General features: G+C 64.8%; 20 protein-coding genes. 14 read left to right on the top strand and 6 right to left on the bottom strand.

Annotation, left to right across the window (positions count from 1 at the left end; genetic code table 11):
• Positions 1-3: 3 nt before the first annotated feature.
• Genes nuoG through HTY51_RS10565 form a run of 11 tightly spaced genes read left to right on the top strand, consistent with a single transcriptional unit; the run spans position 4 to position 11160 of the window.
• Positions 4-2118, top strand: coding sequence for an NADH-quinone oxidoreductase subunit NuoG (gene nuoG, locus HTY51_RS10615; protein ID WP_174252715.1), 2115 nt, complete (start codon positions 4-6; stop codon positions 2116-2118).
• Positions 2115-3197: an NADH-quinone oxidoreductase subunit NuoH gene (nuoH, locus tag HTY51_RS10610; protein ID WP_174252714.1), complete on the top strand. Its 1083-nt coding sequence runs from the start codon at positions 2115-2117 to the stop codon at positions 3195-3197. Before nuoG ends, nuoH begins: the two co-directional genes overlap by 4 nt.
• A 12-nt stretch (positions 3198-3209) precedes the next feature.
• A complete protein-coding gene (gene nuoI, locus HTY51_RS10605; protein ID WP_174252713.1) occupies positions 3210-3722 on the top strand; it encodes an NADH-quinone oxidoreductase subunit NuoI in 513 nt (170 codons plus the stop codon).
• Positions 3723-3749: 27 nt separating this feature from the next.
• On the top strand, positions 3750-4400 hold the full coding sequence (locus HTY51_RS10600) for an NADH-quinone oxidoreductase subunit J (RefSeq protein ID WP_174252712.1): 651 nt from the start codon (positions 3750-3752) through the stop codon (positions 4398-4400).
• The gene (gene nuoK, locus HTY51_RS10595; RefSeq protein WP_174252711.1) at positions 4397-4705 is read left to right on the top strand and encodes an NADH-quinone oxidoreductase subunit NuoK; all 309 of its coding nucleotides are present in this window, start codon (positions 4397-4399) and stop codon (positions 4703-4705) included. Before HTY51_RS10600 ends, nuoK begins: the two co-directional genes overlap by 4 nt.
• Positions 4706-4718: 13 nt before the next feature.
• Complete coding sequence (gene nuoL / locus HTY51_RS10590; protein WP_174252710.1) at positions 4719-6758, top strand: NADH-quinone oxidoreductase subunit L; 2040 nt, start codon at positions 4719-4721, stop codon at positions 6756-6758.
• A gap of 13 nt (positions 6759-6771) precedes the next feature.
• A complete protein-coding gene (locus HTY51_RS10585) occupies positions 6772-8247 on the top strand; it encodes an NADH-quinone oxidoreductase subunit M (RefSeq protein ID WP_174252709.1) in 1476 nt (491 codons plus the stop codon).
• Between the two features lie 30 nt (positions 8248-8277).
• Positions 8278-9765 (top strand): NADH-quinone oxidoreductase subunit NuoN, encoded by a 1488-nt coding sequence (gene nuoN, locus HTY51_RS10580; RefSeq protein ID WP_174252708.1) that lies wholly within the window; start codon positions 8278-8280, stop codon positions 9763-9765.
• A 5-nt stretch (positions 9766-9770) separates the two neighbouring features.
• On the top strand, positions 9771-10073 hold the full coding sequence (locus HTY51_RS10575; RefSeq protein WP_174252707.1) for a DUF2818 family protein: 303 nt from the start codon (positions 9771-9773) through the stop codon (positions 10071-10073).
• Between the two features lie 15 nt (positions 10074-10088).
• A complete protein-coding gene (locus tag HTY51_RS10570) occupies positions 10089-10676 on the top strand; it encodes an NUDIX domain-containing protein (protein ID WP_174252706.1) in 588 nt (195 codons plus the stop codon).
• A 25-nt stretch (positions 10677-10701) separates the two neighbouring features.
• Entirely contained in the window at positions 10702-11160 is a 459-nt protein-coding gene (locus tag HTY51_RS10565) for a DUF1178 family protein (protein WP_174252705.1), read from the top strand.
• A gap of 136 nt (positions 11161-11296) precedes the next feature.
• On the opposite strand, the gene HTY51_RS10560 is transcribed toward HTY51_RS10565, so the two are convergent.
• From HTY51_RS10560 to HTY51_RS10550, 3 genes are all read right to left on the bottom strand, one after another.
• Positions 11297-12031, bottom strand: coding sequence for a hypothetical protein (locus tag HTY51_RS10560; RefSeq protein WP_174252704.1), 735 nt, complete (start codon positions 12029-12031; stop codon positions 11297-11299).
• Between the two features lie 202 nt (positions 12032-12233).
• Positions 12234-14009, bottom strand: coding sequence for an ABC transporter transmembrane domain-containing protein (locus HTY51_RS10555; RefSeq protein ID WP_174252703.1), 1776 nt, complete (start codon positions 14007-14009; stop codon positions 12234-12236).
• A gap of 78 nt (positions 14010-14087) precedes the next feature.
• Positions 14088-15044: a chemotaxis protein gene (locus tag HTY51_RS10550; protein ID WP_174252702.1), complete on the bottom strand. Its 957-nt coding sequence runs from the start codon at positions 15042-15044 to the stop codon at positions 14088-14090.
• A gap of 169 nt (positions 15045-15213) precedes the next feature.
• Between HTY51_RS10550 and HTY51_RS10545 the strand changes: the two genes are divergently transcribed.
• A complete protein-coding gene (locus HTY51_RS10545; RefSeq protein ID WP_174252701.1) occupies positions 15214-16122 on the top strand; it encodes a DMT family transporter in 909 nt (302 codons plus the stop codon).
• Complete coding sequence (locus tag HTY51_RS10540) at positions 16115-16966, top strand: methylated-DNA--[protein]-cysteine S-methyltransferase (protein WP_174252700.1); 852 nt, start codon at positions 16115-16117, stop codon at positions 16964-16966. The genes HTY51_RS10545 and HTY51_RS10540 overlap by 8 nt, the downstream gene beginning before the upstream one ends.
• Here HTY51_RS10540 and HTY51_RS10535 read toward each other — a convergent pair.
• The gene (locus tag HTY51_RS10535) at positions 16963-17406 is read right to left on the bottom strand and encodes a hypothetical protein (protein ID WP_174252699.1); all 444 of its coding nucleotides are present in this window, start codon (positions 17404-17406) and stop codon (positions 16963-16965) included. The genes HTY51_RS10540 and HTY51_RS10535 overlap by 4 nt on opposite strands.
• A gap of 13 nt (positions 17407-17419) precedes the next feature.
• Entirely contained in the window at positions 17420-17719 is a 300-nt protein-coding gene (locus HTY51_RS10530; protein WP_174252698.1) for a hypothetical protein, read from the bottom strand.
• A gap of 251 nt (positions 17720-17970) precedes the next feature.
• On the opposite strand from HTY51_RS10530, the gene HTY51_RS10525 reads away from it, so the two are divergent.
• Complete coding sequence (locus HTY51_RS10525; protein ID WP_174252697.1) at positions 17971-18399, top strand: Hsp20/alpha crystallin family protein; 429 nt, start codon at positions 17971-17973, stop codon at positions 18397-18399.
• A gap of 50 nt (positions 18400-18449) precedes the next feature.
• Here HTY51_RS10525 and HTY51_RS10520 read toward each other — a convergent pair whose 3' ends face one another.
• Positions 18450-19808 (bottom strand): esterase-like activity of phytase family protein, encoded by a 1359-nt coding sequence (locus HTY51_RS10520; RefSeq protein WP_174254241.1) that lies wholly within the window; start codon positions 19806-19808, stop codon positions 18450-18452.
• Positions 19809-19903 lie beyond the last annotated feature (95 nt).

The following is a 19903-nucleotide window of genomic DNA, read 5'->3' as shown; positions in this document are numbered from 1 at the left end:
ACCATGGTTGAAATCGAACTCGACGGCAAGAAGGTGGAGATCCAGGAAGGCAGCATGGTCATGCATGCGGCCGAGAAGTCTGGCGTCTACATCCCGCATTTCTGCTATCACAAGAAACTCAGCATCGCGGCCAACTGCCGCATGTGCCTGGTGGATGTGGAGAAGGCGCCCAAGCCCATGCCGGCCTGCGCCACCCCCGTCACGCAGGGCATGATCGTGCGCACCAAGACCGACAAGGCCCTCAAGGCGCAGAAGTCGGTCATGGAGTTCCTGCTGATCAACCATCCGCTGGATTGCCCCATCTGCGACCAGGGCGGCGAGTGCCAGCTGCAGGACCTGGCCGTGGGTTATGGCGGTTCTGCCTCGCGCTACCAGGAAGAAAAGCGCGTGGTCTTCCACAAGGACGTGGGCCCGCTGATCTCCATGGAGGAGATGAGCCGCTGCATCCACTGCACGCGCTGCGTGCGTTTCGGCCAGGAGATCGCTGGCGTGATGGAACTCGGCATGAGCCACCGCGGCGAGCATTCCGAGATCGAGACCTTCGTCGGCCACTCAGTGGATTCCGAGCTGTCGGGCAACATGATCGACATCTGCCCGGTCGGCGCGCTCACCAGCAAGCCCTTCCGCTACCAGGCCCGCACCTGGGAGCTGGGCCGCCGCAAGTCGGTCAGCCCGCATGACTCCACCGGCGCCAACCTGATCGTGCAGGTCAAGAACAACCAGGTGCTGCGTGTCGTGCCCCTGGAGAACGACGCCGTCAACGAGTGCTGGATCGCCGACCGTGACCGTTACTCCTACGAAGCCCTCAACGGCGCCGACCGCCTGACCACGCCCATGCTCAAGCAGGGTGGCCAGTGGAAGGAAGTCGACTGGCAGACCGCGCTCGAGTACGTGGCCAACGGCCTGAAGAACATCAAGAACGATCACGGTGCCAACAGCATCGGCGCCCTGGTCAGCCCGCACAGCACGCTGGAAGAGCTGTACCTGGCCGCCGGCCTGCTGCGCGGCCTGGGCAGCGACAACATCGATTACCGCCTGCGCAACGCTGAATTCGGCAAGGCCGAGGGCGTGCGCTGGCTGGGCCTGCCGATTGCCGAACTCACGCAGCTGCAGCGCGTGCTGGTGGTCGGCTCCAACCTGCGCAAGGACCACCCGCTGTTCGCGCAGCGTATCCGCCAGGCCGTGCGCCATGGCGCGCAGGTGAGCGCCATCACCTCGAAGAGCCTGTACCCGAGCGCCGATGCCTGGGCCATGAACGTGGCTCAAGCACAGGTGACGCCGGCCGCGCAGTGGGCGCAGGCCCTGGCCAATGTGGCCGCGGCCATCGCGGCAGAGAAGGGTGTCACCGCTCCGGCCGCCGGCCAGGCCACGCCCGAAGCCCAGGCCATCGCCAAGTCCCTGCTGGGTGGCGAACGCAAGGCCGTGCTGCTGGGCAATGCCGCGGCACACCATGCCAACGCTTCCAGCCTGCTGGCCCTGGCCAACTGGATCGGTGCACAGACTGGTGCCAGCGTGGGTTACCTGACCGAAGCCGCCAACACCGTGGGCGCGCAGTGGGTCGGTGCCCAGCCGCAGGCCGCCGGCCTGAACGCTGCGCAGATGCTGACGGGTGGCAAGCTCAAGGCGGCCGTGCTGCTGGCCGTCGAGCCTGAGTACGACACGGCTGCCGGCCAGGCCGCTGCCGCCACGCTGGACGCCGCCGAGATGGTTGTCACGCTCAGCCCCTTCAAGACCAATCTGGCCTTCAGCGACGTGCTGCTGCCCATCGCGCCTTTCAGCGAGACCTCGGGCAGCTTCGTCAACGCCGAAGGCCGGGTGCAGAGTTTCCATGCCGTGGTCAAGCCCCTGGGCGAGACACGCCCGGCCTGGAAGGTGCTGCGCGTGCTGGGCAATCTGCTGGGCCTGAACAGCTTCGACTTCGAGTCCTCGCAGGAGGTGCTGGCTGCGGCCACGACCAAGGCGGCGAACCTGTCCAACGCCACGCAGGCCGGCATCAACGTCGCTGCCACGGCAGGTGAGCCGGTGGTGGCTTCCATCTACCAACTCGACGGCCTGGTCCGTCGCGCGCCGTCGCTGCAGCTGACGGCCGACGCCCGTGAACAAGGGGTAGCCGCATGATCGATGCGTTTTACAACGGCGGCCTGAACCTGATTGCCGCCAGCTGGTGGGCCACCCTGGCCTGGCCGGTGCTCTGGATCCTGATCAAGATCGTGGCCGTGCTCGCGCCGCTGATGGGTGCGGTCGCCTACCTGACGCTGTGGGAGCGCAAGCTGCTGGGTTTCATGCAGGTGCGTTTTGGTCCCAACCGCGTGGGTCCCTTCGGCCTGCTGCAGCCCATCGCCGATGCGCTCAAGCTGCTGACCAAGGAAATCATCACGCCCAGCGCGGTGAGCGGTGGTCTGTTCCGGCTCGGCCCCATCATGGCCATCATGCCGGCCCTGGCCGCCTGGGTGGCGATCCCCTTCGGCCCTGATGTGGCGCTGACCAACGTCAACGTGGGTCTGCTGCTGATCATGGCCATCACCTCGATCGAGGTCTATGGCGTCATCATCGCCGGCTGGGCATCCAACTCCAAGTACGCCTTCCTGGGCGCGCTGCGCGCCTCGGCGCAGATGGTGAGCTACGAGATCGCCATGGGCTTCTGCTTCCTGGTGGTGCTCATGGTCTCGGGCAGCATGAACCTGACCAACATCGTGCTGGGTCAGGGGCAGGGCTACTTCGCCGACATGGGCCTGGGTTTCCTCTCCTGGAACTGGCTGCCCCTGCTGCCCATCTTCATCGTCTACCTGATCTCCGGCGTGGCCGAGACCAACCGCCACCCCTTTGACGTGGTCGAGGGCGAGGCCGAGATCGTGGCTGGCCACATGGTCGAGTACTCGGGCATGGGCTTCGCCATCTTCTTCCTGGCCGAATACGCCAGTATGTGGCTGGTCTCCATCCTGGCCGTCATCATGTTCCTGGGCGGCTGGATGCCGCCCATCGACAGCGCCCTGTTCAACTGGATCCCCGGCTGGATCTGGCTTGGGCTGAAGACCTTTGTCGTGGTGTCCATGTTCATCTGGATCCGCGCCACCTTCCCGCGTTTCCGTTACGACCAGATCATGCGTCTGGGCTGGAAGATCTTCATCCCGGTCACCCTGGTGTGGCTGCTCGTCGTCGGCATCTGGATGCAGACGCCGTGGAACATCTGGAACTAAGGGGCTGACGACATGCAAGCCGCTTCAAGCAATACCGCCTTTTCCCTCAAGGACTTCTTCAAGAGCTTCATGCTCGTGGAGCTGTTCAAGGGCATGGCCCTGACGGGCCGTTACGCCTTCGCCCGCAAGGTGACGATCCAGTACCCCGAAGAGAAGACCCCGCTGTCGCCGCGTTTCCGCGGCCTGCACGCGCTGCGCCGTTATGACAATGGTGAAGAGCGCTGCATCGCCTGCAAGCTGTGCGAAGCCGTCTGCCCGGCCATGGCCATCACCATCGAGTCCGAAGTGCGCCAGGATGGCAGTCGCCGCACCACACGCTACGACATCGACCTGACCAAGTGCATCTTCTGCGGCTTCTGCGAGGAAAGCTGCCCGGTGGACTCCATCGTCGAGACCCACATCCTCGAATACCACGGCGAAAAACGCGGCGACCTGTACTTCACCAAGGACATGCTGCTGGCCGTGGGCGACCGCTACGAGACCGAGATCGCTGCGGCCAAGGCGGCCGACGCCAAGTACCGCTAAGGCGCCACGAACCACTACGAACCGATCATGGACGTCAAAACCGGCTTCTTCCTCCTCTTCTCGATCGTGCTGATCCTGTCAGCCCTTCGGGTGATCACGGCACGCAACCCCGTGCATGCCGTGCTCTTCCTCATGCTGGCCTTCTCGCAGGCCTCGGGCATCTGGCTGCTGCTCAAGGCCGAGTTCCTGGCCATCACCCTGGTGCTGGTCTACCTGGGCGCGGTGATGGTGCTCTTCCTCTTCGTGGTCATGATGCTGGACATCAAGATCGACCAGCTGCGCCAGGGTTTCTGGAAGCACCTGCCGCTGGCCGCGACCCTGGGCGCGGTGGTGGTGCTGGAGATGGGCGCCGTGCTGCTGACGGGTTTTCGCGTGAGCGACGAACCGGCGATGGCCCAGGTGGTCGGCCAGCCGATGGCAGAAGTCGATAACGCCAAGGAACTGGGCATCCTGCTCTACACCGAATACGTCTACCCGGTCCAGGTGGCTGCCGCCATCCTGCTGGTGGCCATGATCGCCGCCATCGCGCTGACCCTGCGCCAGCGCAAGGACAGCAAGGCCATTGACCCCTCGCTGCAGGTGCGCGTGCGCGCCAGCGAGCGCATGTCCATCGTGAAAGTCGAGCCCACCCGCGCTGCCCCCCCGGCGCCGGCGGCGCCCGAGGAGACCAAGCCATGACTCTGACCCTGGGCCATTACCTGACGCTGGGCGCCGCGCTGTTTGCCATCGCGGTGGTCGGCATCTTCCTGAACCGCAAGAACCTGATCGTGCTGCTGATGGCCATCGAGCTGATGCTGCTGGCGGTCAACCTGAACTTCGTCGCCTTCTCGCACTACCTGGGTGACATGCACGGCCAGGTCTTCGTGTTCTTCATCCTCACCGTGGCCGCGGCCGAATCGGCCATCGGCCTGGCCATCCTGGTGCTGCTGTTCCGCAACAAGTCCAGCATCAACGTGGACGAACTCAACGAGCTCAAGGGTTAAAGGTTAGAAGAAGATGAGCACAACCCTGAACGCATCCACCCTGCTGGCCGTGCCGCTGGCGCCCCTGGTCGGCTCCCTGCTGGCCGGCATCTTCGGCACCAAGATGGGCGGCAACTGGATCGGCCGCCGCCTCTCGCACACCTTCACCATCCTGGGTGTGCTGGTGGCCTTCATCATCTCCGCCATGACACTCAAGAGCGTGGCCATGGACGGCGCGCGCTTCAACGAAACCATCTACGAATGGATGGTGGTCGGCGGCCTGAAGATGGAAATCGGCTTCATGGTCGACGGCCTCACCGCCATGATGATGTGCGTGGTCACCTTCGTCTCGCTCATGGTGCACATCTACACCATCGGCTACATGGAAGAGGACGAGGGCTACAACCGCTTCTTCGCCTACATCTCGTTGTTCACCTTCTCCATGCTCATGCTGGTCATGAGCAACAACCTGCTGCAGCTCTTCTTCGGCTGGGAGGCGGTGGGCCTGGTGTCCTACCTGCTGATCGGCTTCTGGTTCAACAAGCCCACGGCCATCTTCGCCAACATGAAGGCCTTCCTGGTCAACCGTGTGGGTGACTTCGGCTTCATCCTGGGCATCGGCCTGATCGCCGCCTACGCCGGCTCGCTCAACTACACCGAAGTCTTCGCCAAGTCCGGCGACCTCGGCAAGCTGATCTTCCCTGGCACCGAGTGGCTGCTGATCACCGTGATCTGCATCTGCCTGTTCATCGGAGCCATGGGTAAGTCGGCCCAGTTCCCGCTGCACGTCTGGCTGCCCGACTCCATGGAAGGCCCCACGCCCATCTCCGCGCTGATCCATGCCGCCACCATGGTGACGGCCGGCATCTTCATGGTGGCGCGCATGTCGCCCCTGTTCGAGCTGTCCGACACGGCCCTGAGCTTCATCATGGTCATCGGCGCCATCACGGCCCTGTTCATGGGTTTCCTGGGCATCATCCAGAACGACATCAAGCGCGTGGTGGCCTACTCCACGCTCTCGCAGCTGGGTTACATGACGGTGGCGCTCGGCGCTTCCGCCTACTCGGTCGCCGTCTTCCACCTGATGACGCACGCCTTCTTCAAGGCCCTGCTGTTCCTCGGCGCGGGCTCGGTCATCATCGGCATGCACCACAACCAGGACATCCGCTGGATGGGTGGCGTACGCAAGTACATGCCCATCACCTGGATCACCTCGCTGCTCGGTTCCCTGGCCCTGATCGGCACGCCGCTGTTCGCCGGTTTCTATTCCAAGGACAGCATCATCGAGGCCGTGCACTTCAGCACGCTGCCGGGTGCGGGTTTTGCCCATTTCGCAGTGCTGGCCGGCGTCTTCGTCACGGCCTTCTATTCCTTCCGCATGTACTTCCTGGTCTTCCACGGCAAGGAACGCTACGACCAGAACCCCGACGCGCACCATGACGACCACCACCACGACGACCACGGCGACGGCAAGCCGCACGAGTCGCCCTGGGTCGTCACCGTGCCCCTGGTGCTGCTGGCCATCCCCTCGGTGGTGATCGGCTACCTCACGCTCATGCCCATGCTCTTCGGCGACTTCCTCAAGGACGCCATCACCGTCAATGCGGCTGCGCACCCGGCCATGGCCAGGCTGGCCGAACTCGTCCACGGCCCGCTGGCCATGGCGGGCCATGCCTTCAGCACCCTGCCGTTCTGGCTGGCGCTGGCCGGTGTGGCGCTGTCTTATTACATGTACATGGTCAACCCGGCACTGCCGGCGGCGATCAAGCGCATTTTCCAGCCGGTCTATACCCTGCTGGAGAACAAGTACTACCTGGACTGGATCAACGAGAACATCCTGGCGCGCGGTGCCCGCATGCTGGGTGTTGGCCTGTGGAAGGGCGGCGACCAGGCCGTCATCGACGGCACCCTGGTCAACGGTTCCTGGAAGGTGGTGGGCTGGGTGGCCGGTGTCGCGCGCTGGTTCCAGTCGGGTTACCTCTACCACTATGCCCTGGCCATGATCCTGGGCATCGTGGTACTCATGTCGTATTTCGTGACCTGGCCCATGCTGGACCAGTGGCTCGGCCGCTAAGGAGAAGAACAATATGGGTTTGTTGAGCCTTGCCATCTGGATGCCGATCGCTTTCGGCATCCTGCTGCTGGTCCTCGGGCGTGATGACCAGGCGCGCACCGTGCGCTGGGTCGCGCTGGTGGGGGCGATTGCCAGTTTCCTCGTCACGCTGCCGCTGTACACCGGTTTTGCACTCGGCACGGCCGAGATGCAGTTCGTCGAGAAGCTGGTCTGGATGGAGCGCTTCAATGTGCACTACCACCTGGGCCTGGACGGCATCTCCTTCTGGTTCGTGCCGCTGACTGCCTTCATCAACGTGATCGTGGTGATCGCGGGCTGGGAGGCCATCACCAGCCGCGTCAACCAGTACATGGGCGCCTTCCTCATCCTGAGCGGCCTCATGATCGGGGTGTTCTCCGCGCTGGACGGCCTGCTGTTCTACGTCTTCTTCGAGGCCACGCTGATCCCGATGTACCTGATCATCGGCATCTGGGGCGGCCCCAACAAGATCTACGCGGCCTTCAAGTTCTTCCTCTACACCCTGCTGGGTTCGCTGCTGCTGCTGATCGCGCTGATCTTCCTGTACACCAAGTCGGGCGGCAGCTTCGACATCGCCACCTGGCACGCCCTGCCGCTGGACCGCAGCACGCAGACGCTGATCTTCTTCGCCTTCTTCGCGGCCTTTGCCGTGAAGGTGCCGATGTGGCCGGTGCACACCTGGCTGCCCGACGTGCACGTGGAAGCGCCCACCGGCGGCTCCGCCGTGCTGGCGGCCATCATGCTGAAACTCGGCGCCTACGGTTTCCTGCGTTTCTCCATGCCCATCGCCCCGGATGCTGCCCGTGAATGGGCCTGGCTGATGATCGCGCTCTCGCTGATCGCCGTGGTCTACGTGGGCCTGGTCGCCATGGTGCAGCAGGACATGAAAAAACTCGTGGCCTACTCCTCCGTGGCCCACATGGGCTTCGTCACCCTGGGTTTCTTCATCTTCAACGACCTCGGCGTGGCCGGTGGCCTGGTGCAGATGATTGCCCACGGCTTCGTCTCCGGCGCCATGTTCCTGGGCATCGGCGTGCTGTACGACCGCGTGCACTCGCGCGAGATCGCAAGTTACGGCGGTGTCATCAACACCATGCCCAAGTTCACCGCCTTTGCCCTGCTGTTCGCCATGGCCAACTGCGGCCTGCCCGCCACCGCCGGTTTCGTCGGTGAGTGGATGGTGATCCTGGGCGCCGTGAAATACAACTTCTGGATCGGCCTGGCCGCCGCCTCGGCGCTGATCTTCGGCGCCGCCTACACGCTGTGGATGTTCAAGCGTGTCTACCTGGGCCCCGTGGCCAATGAGGACGTCAAGGGCCTGAGCGACATCAACAGCCGCGAGTTCCTCATGCTGGCCCTGCTGGCCATCGCCGTGCTCTGGATGGGCATCCATCCCAAGCCCTTCACCGACGTGATGGACAGCTCGGTGGCCGAGCTGCTCAGGCACGTGGCCCAGTCCAAGCTGAACTGACGCGGCCGAACCGAATCAAAGAGACCGAACATGACCGACACCATCAGCTGGATCGCGGTATTCCCCGAGGTCATCCTGCTCGTCATGGCCTGTGCCATCACGCTGCTGGACCTGGCCGTCAAGAGCCGCCTGCGCACCACCACCTATGTGATCACCCTGCTGACCCTGGCCGTCGTGGCCCTGCTGCAGGCCCTCTACGCCAACACCGGCGGCACGCTCTATGGTCTGAACGGCATGGTCGTCAGCGATGCCATGGGCAACTGGCTCAAGTGCTTCGCCACCATCGCCGTCATGGTGACCCTGGTCTACGCGCGCCCCTACGCCGCCGACCGCGACATGCTGCGCGGCGGTGAACTGTTCAGCCTGAGCCTGTTCGCGCTGCTGGGCATGTTCATCATGATCTCGGGCAACAACTTCCTGCTGATCTACCTGGGCCTGGAACTGCTCACCCTGTCCAGCTACGCCCTGGTGGCCCTGCGCCGCGACCACGCCGTCTCCACCGAAGCCGCCATGAAGTACTTCGTGCTGGGCGCGCTGGCCTCGGGTTTCCTGCTCTACGGCCTGTCCATGATGTACGGTGCCACCGGCACGCTGAACATCAACAAGGTCTTCGACGTCATCTACACCACCCAGATCAACCCCACCGTGCTGACCTTCGGCCTGGTCTTCGTGGTGGCCGGCCTGGCCTTCAAGCTGGGTGTCGTGCCCTTCCACATGTGGATCCCCGACGTCTACCAGGGCGCGCCCACCGCCGTCACGCTGATGATCGGCGGCGCGCCCAAGCTGGCCGCCTTTGCCATCGTCATGCGCCTGCTGGTCGAGGGCATGCTGCCCCTGTGGTTCGACTGGCAGCAGATGCTCATGCTGCTGGCCATCGCCTCGCTGCTGATCGGCAACCTGGCCGCCATCATGCAGACCAACCTCAAGCGCATGCTGGCCTACTCCACCATCTCGCAGATGGGTTTCGTGCTGCTGGGCCTGATGTCCGGCATCATCGACGGCGACGGCCATTCCGCCGCCAACGCCTACAGCTCGGCCATGTTCTACGTCATCACCTATGTGCTGACCACGCTGGCCTCCTTCGGTGTCATCCTGCTGCTGGCCCGTGAAGGCTTCGAGAGCGAGGAGATCGCCGACTTCGCCGGCCTCAACCAGCGCAGCCCGCTGTACGCCGCCATCATGGCCATCTGCCTGTTCTCGCTGGCCGGCATCCCGCCCATGGTCGGCTTCTACGCCAAGCTCTCGGTGCTGCAGGCCCTGATCGCCTCGGGCACGGCACTGCACATCGGCCTGGCCGTGTTCGCCGTCATCCTGTCGCTGATCGGCGCCTTCTACTACCTGCGTGTCGTCAAGGTCATGTACTTCGACGAGCCCATCACCGCCAGCACCGTCTCGGCCCCGCTGGACGTGCGCGCCGTGCTGTCCGTCAACGGCCTGCTGGTGCTGGTGCTGGGCATCGTGCCCGGCGGCCTGATGGCGCTGTGCGCCCAGGCCGTGGTGCAGATGCTGGGTACCTGAGCGCCATGAGCCAATCCGTTGCGGTGTGGTTCGTGGTGCTGACCGCCGTGGTCGGCGCCAACCTGCCTTTTGTCAACGGCCGCCTGCTGGCCGTGCTGCCGCTGAAGTTCCCCAAGAACCTCGGTGTGCGCCTGCTGGAACTGGTGCTGTTCTACTTCATCGTGGGTGGCATGGCCCTGCTGCTGGAGCAACGCGCCGGCCGCATCGCCCCGCAGAACTGGGAGTTCTACGCCATCACCGGCACGCTCTTCCTGACCCTGGCCTTCCCCGGCTTCGTCTACCGCTACCTCTACAAGCGTCACGGCTGACACGCTCGCGCGATCATGGATGACCGCCACCTGATCGAAACGCAGCAGAGCAGCGAGGAGCTGCTCAAGGGCCGTTTCCTGCACGCCTTCCGCGACACCGTGCGCCTGCCCGACGGCAGCAGCGCCGTGCGTGAATACGTCAAGCACCCCGGCGCCGTCATGATCATCCCGCTGCTGCCCGATGCACCGGGCGGCCTGCGTGTGGTGCTGGAGCGCCAGTACCGCTACCCCGTCAAACAGGTGATGATCGAATTCCCCGCCGGCAAGCTGGACCCGGGCGAAGACGTGCTGGCCTGCGCCCGGCGCGAACTGCAGGAAGAAACCGGTTACCGCGCCACCGAGTGGGCACGCGCAGGTGTGCTGCACCCCGTCATCTCCTATTCCACCGAGTTCATCGAAGTCTGGTTCGCGCGCGGCCTCACGCTGGGCGAGCGCCAGCTGGACGAAGGCGAGTTCCTCGACGTCTACACCGCCACCCCGGCCGAGCTGCTGCAGCAGTGCCGCACGGGCCAGGTGACCGACGCCAAGACGCTGACCGGCATGCTCTGGCTGCAGAACGTCCTGTCGGGCGCATGGGCATTGGAGTGGCAGGCTGTCGCTTGATGTCTGCGCCGCGGATAATCGTGTCATGAAGGTCTTCAACCTCCAGTGCAGTGCACACCACGGCTTCGAAGGCTGGTTCGCGTCCGACGAGGACTACAGCAGCCAGGTCGAGCGCGGCCTGCTGGAGTGCCCGCTGTGTGCTGACAAGACCATTCACAAGCTGCCCAGTGCCCCGCGCCTGAACTTCGGCGCGGTCGAGGCACCGCAAGCCAAGGTGCCCAACGAGAAACAGGCCGTGGTGGCCGGTGACCCGGCCCAGGCCCTGCAGGCCGCCTACCTGCAACTGGCGCGTCGTATCGTGTCCGAAACGGAAGACGTGGGTGAGCGCTTCGCCGAAGAGGCGCGCAAGATCCACTACGGCGAGACCGAAGAACGCGGCATCCGCGGCCAGGCCTCACGCGAGGAGACCGAGGCGCTGATGGAGGAGGGCATCGCGGTGATGCCGCTGCCTTTGCCGGAGGGACTCAAGGGGCCGTTGCAGTAGATGATCAGATTCTTAGAACAAGAAAGCCCGGCATGCCGGGCTTTCTTGTTTTTCGTTGCGCGGCGCTAATGTTGTGACTCGACTCGTAGCTCGTCAGAGCCGTCGCGGCTGCAGCAAATGGTTATGCCCCGATGAACTACTTGATTGCCTCGTATGCGAACGAGGCAATGACAGATGCAAGTACTCCAAGAAGCACAGCAAATGCACTGGATATGAATAGCGCCAGCAAGGGACGCTTCTTTACAAAATTCAGCAAGAGGTAGTAAGTGTCTAAGGAAATTGCCTTGATTTCCTTCTGAACCGCTTCGATCACTTCATCGGATACGCGTTCTTGGCGGAGCTTTTCCTGACATTCACCGCAGATGATTGGATGATCGCAGGAAGCCACTAAATCTGTCTTAATTCCATTCATGTCGAAAAGGCAACCGCGGGTTTCATCATGCGTGTAACCAGGTACCTCACCGTAGTTAGGAATGCAATTTCCAGATCGGCGATAGAGGAGCGTATACGCATAAAGAATGCGGTAAATGACATTCTCTAGCGGGATATTGGAGTACGACAGAATTTCCTTGACTTGGTGGAAAGTAAAGACAATCTGATTGTTTCCTAAACGCCTTGCGTACCAGTTGTACTGGATCGGAACGCTCACGATCGCGATGGTGAAATCCACATCTGGGACTACCGGAATTTGGGTTTTTACCAAATCATCAGAGAAGACCCAGTCTTCACTGTCGGAGTCACAGCGGAGAGCGTAGCTGTCGATTTCCCCCATCACTTCAAATACAGACGATTGCCAAGACTTGATCTTGGCCCGCGAAAAATCCATTGGGAGGTGCCCAATGCTGAGGAGCTTGATTCGAGTTCTATTCATGGAACTCTCCGGTGCCCAATACGCGATATGGAACGCAAAGTGCGGAATAACATGGACGGACGTTCATCCTGGCGCCTCCCTTGCTGCAAGCTAAGTGCTTGTTTTGTTTGAAGAATTTGCGCAAATATAACGCAGTGCTGCACTCATGACAAACCGTGAGACCACGCCGGGCCGTCTGTTTCTCTGCGTGAGACAACGCCGTCTAGGATTTGAACTGCAAGGCCGCCAGCCGCGCATACAGCCCATTCGCCGCCACCAACTGCTCGTGCGTCCCCTGTTCCACCAGCCGCCCCCCGTCGATGACCACGATGCGGTCCGCCTGCTGCACCGTGGCCAGCCGATGCGCGATAACCAGCGTCGTGCGCCCGCGCATGGCGGTTTCCAGCGCGGCCTGCACCATGCGTTCGCTCTCGGCGTCCAGCGCGCTGGTGGCTTCATCGAGCAATAACAGGGGCGGGTTCTTGAGCATGGCGCGCGCGATGGCGATGCGCTGGCGCTGGCCGCCGGAGAGGCGCACACCGCGTTCACCGAGGAAGGTGCCATAACCCTCGGGCAGGGCGCGGATGAAGTCGTCGGCGAAGGCGGCGCGGGCGGCAGCTTTCACCTCTTCGTCTGTCGCATCGGGGCGGCCGTAGCGGATGTTCTCCAGCGCGCTGCTGGAGAAGATCACCGGCTCCTGCGGCACGATGGCGATCTGTGCGCGCAGTTCCTGCAGGCTTTGCTGTGGCAGGGGCACGCCGTTGAGCCTGAGCGTGCCAGCGCTCGGGTCGTAGAAGCGCAGCAGCAGCTGGAACACCGTGGTCTTGCCCGCGCCGCTGGGGCCCACCAGGGCCACGGTCTCGCCGGGGGCGACGTGCAGCGTGAAGTCGCTCAGCGCGGCCTGCGCCGGGCGCGAGGGGTAGTGGAAGGTGAGGGCCTCGAAGGCGATGGACGTGCCGGCGGCCGGGGAGGGCGCGGGCAGGGCCAAGACGGGCGAGGTGATGGGCGAGCGGCTGGCCAGCAGCTCCATCAGGCGTTCGGTGGCGCCGGCGGCGCGCAGCAGTTCGCCGTAGACCTCGCCCAGCACGGCAAAGGAACTCGCCAGCATGATGACGTAGACCACAGTCTGCCCCAGGTGGCCGGCGCTGATCTCGCCGGCCAGCACGGCCTGCGTGCCCTGGTACAGGCCCCAGAGCAGGGCGCCCGAGGTGGCGACGATGATGAAGGCCATCAGGGTGGCGCGGGCGCGCACGCGGCGCTTGGCGGTGCCGAAAGCGTGCTCGGTGGCGGCGTCGAAGCGCTGCGCCTCGCGCGCCTCGGCGGTGTAGCTCTGCACCACGGGCACGGCGTTGAGCACCTCGGCAGCGATGGCGCTGGAGTCGGCCACACGGTCCTGGCTGGCGCGCGAGAGGCGGCGCACACGCCGCCCGAACCAGACGCTGGGCGCCACCACCAGCAGCAGCACGCCCAGCACCTGGGCCATGATCCAGGGGTTGGTCCAGACCAGCATGCCCAGCGCGCCCAGGCCCATCACCGTGCTGCGCAGGCCCATGGAGAAGGAGGAGCCCACCACGGTCTGCACCAGGGTGGTGTCGGTGGTCAGGCGCGAGAGCACCTCGCCGGTCTGTGTGGTCTCGAAGAATTCGGGGCTCTGCAACAGCACGTGGCAGTAGACCGCGTCGCGCACGTCGGCGGTGACGCGCTCGCCCAGCCAGCTCATGAGGTAGAAGCGCACCGCCGAGAACAGGCCCATGGCCACGGCCACGCCGAACAGCAGGGCGAAGTGCTGGCGCAGCGCCAGCAGCTGGACGCCGCGGTCCTGCGGCTGCAGGCCGCCGTCGATCAACTCGCGCAGGGCCAGCGGGAAGGCCAGCGTGGCCGCCGCTGCCAGCAGCAGGAAAAGCAGGGCCAGCGCGATGCGTGCGCGGTAGGGTCGCAGGAAGGGCAGCAGGCCGCTGAGGGAGCGGGGCGTGCCGGCGCGGGGGCGGTCAGACGACATGGGCGGAGTGGGTGCTGTGGCGACGCATGAGCTTAACGCGTCGCCGGGCAGCCCCCGCCTGCCCGGGCCGGCTAGCGTTCAGCGTTTGGACAGCACTTCGCGCAGCGTGGCGGCCAGGTCGTCGATATGGAACTTGGCGATGTAGGCGTCGGCGCCGGCGCTCTGCACCTGGGCCTCGTTGGCCGTGCCCGTGAGCGAGGAGTGGACCACCACCGGGATGCCGCTGAACTGCACGTCGGCCTTGACGTTGCGCGTCAGCGTGAAGCCGTCCATCTCGGGCATTTCCAGGTCGGTGAGCAGCAGCGCGACCTTGTCCCTGACGGACTTGCCTTCGGCCTTGGCCTGCACGGCCAGGCTTTGCAGGCGTTCCCACGCCTCCTTGCCGCTGTGGGTCATGATGAAGGAGATGCCCAGGGAGTTCAGGCCTTTCTCCAGGATGCCGCGCGCCATGGCTGAATCGTCGGCCGCCAGCACCACGCTGCCCGGCGGGAGCTGGATCTTGGGGCCCGTGGGCTTGCCGAAATCCGCCGTGTCTGGCATCACGTCGTGCAGGATGCGTTCCACATCGAGCACCTGCGCCAGCCGGCTGTTCTCTGCGTCGCCATCCAGGCGGGCGATGCTGGTGACCAGTTCGCCACCGCGGCCTTCGGCGGAGAGCACATGCTTCCAGTCCACCTGCACGATCTCGGTCACGTTCTCCACGAAGAAACCCTGGGTGGTGCGGGCGAACTCGGTGACCAGCAGGATGCCGTCACCCTTGGCCGGCGTGCGGCCCGTGATGGCGGGCAGGTCGATCACGGTGATGATCTGGCCGCGGATATTGGCCACGCCCAGCACATGGGCCGGCGCATTGACCATCTTGGTGAGCTGGGGCATGACCATGATTTCGCGCACCTTGAACACATTGATGCCGAACAGTTCGCGCTGCTCGGAGCCGGCGGCGGTGCCCAGCTGGAAGAGCAGCAGTTCGAACTTGCTGCTGTTGCCGGCAGTGTTGCGGGTATCGGTGGTGCGGGAGGAGGGCTGGGAACTCATGCGGGTCGTCCTTGTTGATCTCAGTTGACAGCGTAACGGCTTGTCCGGCTGCCGGCAAGGCAGGCCGGCTGAAAATACCCGATTTCACTGTGCAATTGCGCAAGAATCGGGTGGCGGTGGCCCGGCGCGGGGGTGAGAATAGGCCCGTACTGCGAACCACCGAACACCCATGACACCCGCCAACCTGCTCCAGCTGATCATCCTTGCGGCCATCTGGGGCGCCTCCTTCCTGTTCATGCGCATCGCCGTCCCCGCGCTGGGGCCGGTCTGGCTGATCGAGTGGCGGGTGCTGCTGGGGGCCCTGTTGCTGGCGCTGGCGGGGCGCTGGTTCCGTCACAGCCTGGCCTTGCGTGCGCACTGGCGCCACTACCTGGTGCTGGGTCTGTTCAACAGCGCGCTGCCCTTTGTGCTCTTCGCCTGGGCGGCGCAGACGCTCACGGCTTCGCTGCTCTCGGTGGTCAACGCCACGGCGCCGATCTGGGGCGCGGTGATCGCCTGGGCCTGGGGCCGTGAACCGCTCAAGGCCCGTGTCGCGGCGGGCCTGGCCCTGGGCGTGGCGGGGGTGGCGCTGCTCATGGGGCTGGACCCGGCCATGCTGAAGCCCGGTTCGGGCTGGGTGCTGGCGGGGGTGTTGCTGGCGCCTTGCTGTTACGCCATCGCCAGCCACTACGCCAAATCGGCCGACAATGCGCTCACGCCCTATGCCAATGCCCACGGCAGCATGTGGGCGGCCACGCTGCTGCTCTGGCCGGTGCTGCCTTTCGCGGGCCATGCACCGCTGCCTGAGACGGCCACGCCGGTGCTGGTCTGGGGCGCGGTACTTGGCCTGGGCCTGCTCTGCACGGGCCTGGCCTACCTGATGTACTTCCGCCTGGTGGCGGCACTGGGCGCGGCCTCGGCGCTCACCGTGACCTTCCTGATCCCGGTCTTCGGCATCCTCTGGGGCCACCTCTTCCTGAGCGAGGCCGTGGGCTGGCAGACCCTGGCCGGCGCGCTGGTGGTGCTGACGGGGACCGCGTTGGTGACGGGCTTCGACCCGCGCACGCTGTGGGTGCGCAAGGCGGTGCCGCATGGATGAAACCATGCTCGACCAGCCGCAGCGCCAGTACGAGGTGGTGGCCCAGGCCATACGCTACCTGCGCGCGCAGGCCCTGCAGCAGCCCAGCCTGGCCGAGGTGGCGCAGGCCGTGCACCTGAGCGAATACCATCTGCAACGCGTGTTTGCCGCCTGGGCCGGCATCTCGCCCAAGCGTTTCCTGCAGTACCTGACCAAGGAGTACGCGCGGGAGGCGCTGCGCGAGGCGCAGGATGTGCTCAGCGTCACGCAGGCCAGCGGCCTGTCCAGCGCCAGCCGCCTGCACGACCTCATGGTCAGCTGCGAGGCCATGACCCCCGGCGAGATCAAGAGCGGCGGTGCCGGTCTGACGCTGGGCTGGGGGCAGGCCGATACACCGTTTGGCACCGCGCTGGCGGGCTGGACGTCGCGTGGACTCTGCTACCTGGCTTTTCTCGACGATGACGCAGCCCCGCGCCAGCAGGAGTTGTGCGCGGCCTGGCCGGCGGCGCAGCTGCAGCGTGACGACACGCAGGCCCGGCGCCTGCTGGAGCAGGTCTTCCCCGGCACGCCGCAGCCCGGTCGCCTGCACCTGCTGCTGCGCGGCACCAACTTCCAGCTCAAGGTCTGGGAGGCGCTGCTGCGCCTGCCGCCGGGGCGGCGCGTGTCCTACACGCAACTGGCCGCGCTGGCCGGCACGCCGAAGGCGCAGCGTGCGGTGGGCAGCGCGCTGGCAGCCAACCCCATCGCGTACCTCATCCCTTGCCACCGCGTGATCCGCGAGAGCGGCGACAGCGGCTTGTACCGCTGGGGGGGTGAACGCAAGGCGGCCATGCTGGCCTGGGAGGCCGGGCGTTACCCGACCTAGGACAGCAGGGCGCGGCCGGCCTGCAGGAACTGCGCGGCCTTTTTTTCGTCGATGGTGAGCTTGATGAACTTGTGGCAGCGCTCGATGGCGGCCTGCAGTTCGGCAGCGCTGTCGGGTACGTCCTTCAGGCGCTCGATCACCTTGGGGGCATCGGCGCCCAGGATCTCGCGGCTCAGGGCGATCAGCGCCTCGCGCGCCGACAGCCGCGAGGCCGGGTGGCCGCCGGGCTGCACCGATTCCACGAAGCCTTCGCTGACCAGCCACTCGATGTTCTCCTGCACCTTGGGCAGCTGGGCCGTGCGGCTGAGCAGGCCGGAGAGGCTGATCGAGCCGTCAGCCATGATGAGCAGGGCGCGCAGTGTCTGTGGCAGGCCGAAGGAGCGGCTGCGGATCTCTTCGACCCCCTTGTTGGTCTTGACCAGGATCAGCGACGTGTCCATGGCGGGCAACTCCTCAGCGTGTCATTTCTTCGATGATGCGGTAGATCAGCCGTACCGTGATCAGCACGTAGACCGCGCCGAAGAAGAAGATCATCGCCACCACCAGGCTGATGATTTCGGGGGGCAGGCTGGTGAAGAAGGGGGTGACGAAATAGCCCAGCGTGAACAGGGTGACCAGCGACGTCAGGTAACCCCACTGCTTGCCGACCACGCCACCCGGGATGTTGCTGCGCAGGCGGTAGACGGTGGTCAGGCACAGCAGCATGACGGCAATGGCGGCGATGTTGATCGCCAGGATCAGGGTGGGGGTCATTCTCAACGCTCCTTGTTAGGCGGGTGGATACCGCAGCCATGATACGGGGGGAGGCATGTTCTGAGAACCGGTTCGGTGCCCTCATTAGGGTAAATCTGGATGCCTGGGGGGGTGTTTGTGAGCCGGGCCGTGTTTGATCTGCGTCAACGGTGCCGCGTCCGGCCCTTGAGAACGGCGGGGGGCTCCCTATATTTTTTTCATGGTCGTAGCCGGTCGTGGTGACCGCCGGCCTTCAACCCCAGGAGGAAGATATGAACGCTCTCATCTCGCGCGGCAGCCTGTTCGACGACTTTTTCCGCGACGTGGCGCCCGGTTTCTACGTCAAGCCCCTGCACGGCGACCCGCTGCCCAGCGCGGGCCAGATCAGGATGGACGTGAAGGAAAACGGCGACGCCTACACCGTCTCGGCCGAGATCCCCGGCGTGCGCAAGGAAGACATTCACGTCACCATCGAGGGCAGCATGGTCATGGTGCGCGCCGAGGTGAAGCAGGAAGACAGCCAGACCCAGGACGACAAGCTGCTGCGCAGCGAGCGTTACTTCGGCTCGGTCTCGCGCGGCATCCAGCTGCCGCAGGACGTGGACCAGGGCCAGGCCAAGGCCAAATACGACAACGGCGTGCTCATGCTGACCCTGCCCAAGAAGCAGGGCAAGGGCGGGCAGAAGCTGCGCATCGAGTGAAAGAAAAACGGGGGCCGCGGCCCCCGTCCTGTTCTTGAGCCGGCGCGCGCTCAGCGTGCGTTCAGCAGCTCGGGCACGTGCAGCAGGATGAACTCGTTGTCATCGTTGCGGCCCAGCTGGCGGCCGGAGGAGTAGGGCAGGTTGTTGTCGTTGGCGACGACGATGTGCTCGGCGTCCACCACGTCCACGTCCTCGATGGTCACGAAGGGGAAGGTGAAGCGGCCGTTTTCGCCGCCGACCTTGGCCACACCCTTGGGGTCCTGGATGTCCATCAGGTCCACGTAGCCGATCTTGCGCATGAAACCGTCGGCATCCACTTCCTTCAGGCTGACCTTGTAGACACGCTTGAACCTGGCGGGCACGTTCTGGCAGTCCGGGCGGGCCGGGCCGTTGCAGGCCGTACGCTCCAGGCCCTCGCCGTTGTCACGCTCGATGATGAGGCCGGTGTCGGCGTCGATCATGTTGAAGTCGCCGATGTTGTTGCCCTTGAGCTCCAGCGCGTACTTCCAGGAGCGGCCCGTCCACTCGCCCTTGGCCACGTTGAACTCCAGCACGCGCAGGTACTCGCGGCCGTCCTTGTTCTCCCATTGTTTTTCAGTTTCGTTCCACAGCGGGCCTTCGAGCAGGGGGTAGAGGAACTGGCCGTCTTTCGAGGCGGCCATGCCTTCGTAACCGCGCGAGCGGCGCACCGGCGTGCTGAAGGCACCCGCCGTGGCGGGGGTGCTCACGCTGAAGTGGTCGGGCGAGCGGGCCAGCTTGCCGTCGACCAAGGTGTCGTACACGGCCAGCACCTTGCCCTGGCGGTCGGTCTTGATCAGGTAGGGGCCGAGCTCGTCGCCGAACCAGACGTGCTCGCCGATGAACTGCATGGACTCGATGTCGAAGTCGGCGCCGGTCAGGTAGCGCTTGCTCGTGCCTTCGTTGACGATGAGGAAGGGCACCTTCTTCTGCGGGTCGTGCAGGAACACGGTCTGCAGGCGTTTGACGCTGCCGCTCTTCCAGTCGGGCAAGACGCGGTGGAACATCAGCATGGCGTCGGCCGAGTTGGCCTTGCTGCCGTAGCCGTTGTCGGTCAGCACCCAGTAGCTGCCGTCTTTCATGGCCTTGATGCCCGAGAAACCCTGCACGGGCTGGCCGGTGAAGGGCAGGCTGATGCCGGTGGGCTTGGGCGCGTCCTTGGCCGAGAGGTAGGAGCTGCCGGCGATCACGCCCAGGCGGTCCTCGCGGCGGCCGTTGGGCGTGGTGTACTTGCCCGAGGTCTGCAGGCTGGCCGGCGCATCCTTGGGCGCGGCGATGAAGCTGGTGGCCGGCAGGGCGGCGTGGCCGGCCAGGGTGGCGGGGAAGGCCGACTGGGCCTGGGCGGTCGATGCCGTTGCAAGGAGCAGGAGTGACAGCAGAGGAATGCGCATGATGGACTTGGGTTGGTTGAACACGCAAGTCGCATGCTAGGAAGCGCAGATGACAGGACTGTGAAGGCTGTCGTGGCAACAGCCATGCTGTGCTG

The organism is Rhodoferax sp. BAB1 (genome assembly GCF_013334205.1).
GTDB lineage: Bacteria > Pseudomonadota > Gammaproteobacteria > Burkholderiales > Burkholderiaceae_C > Hylemonella.
This window is presented reverse-complemented; position numbering and strand designations above follow the sequence as displayed.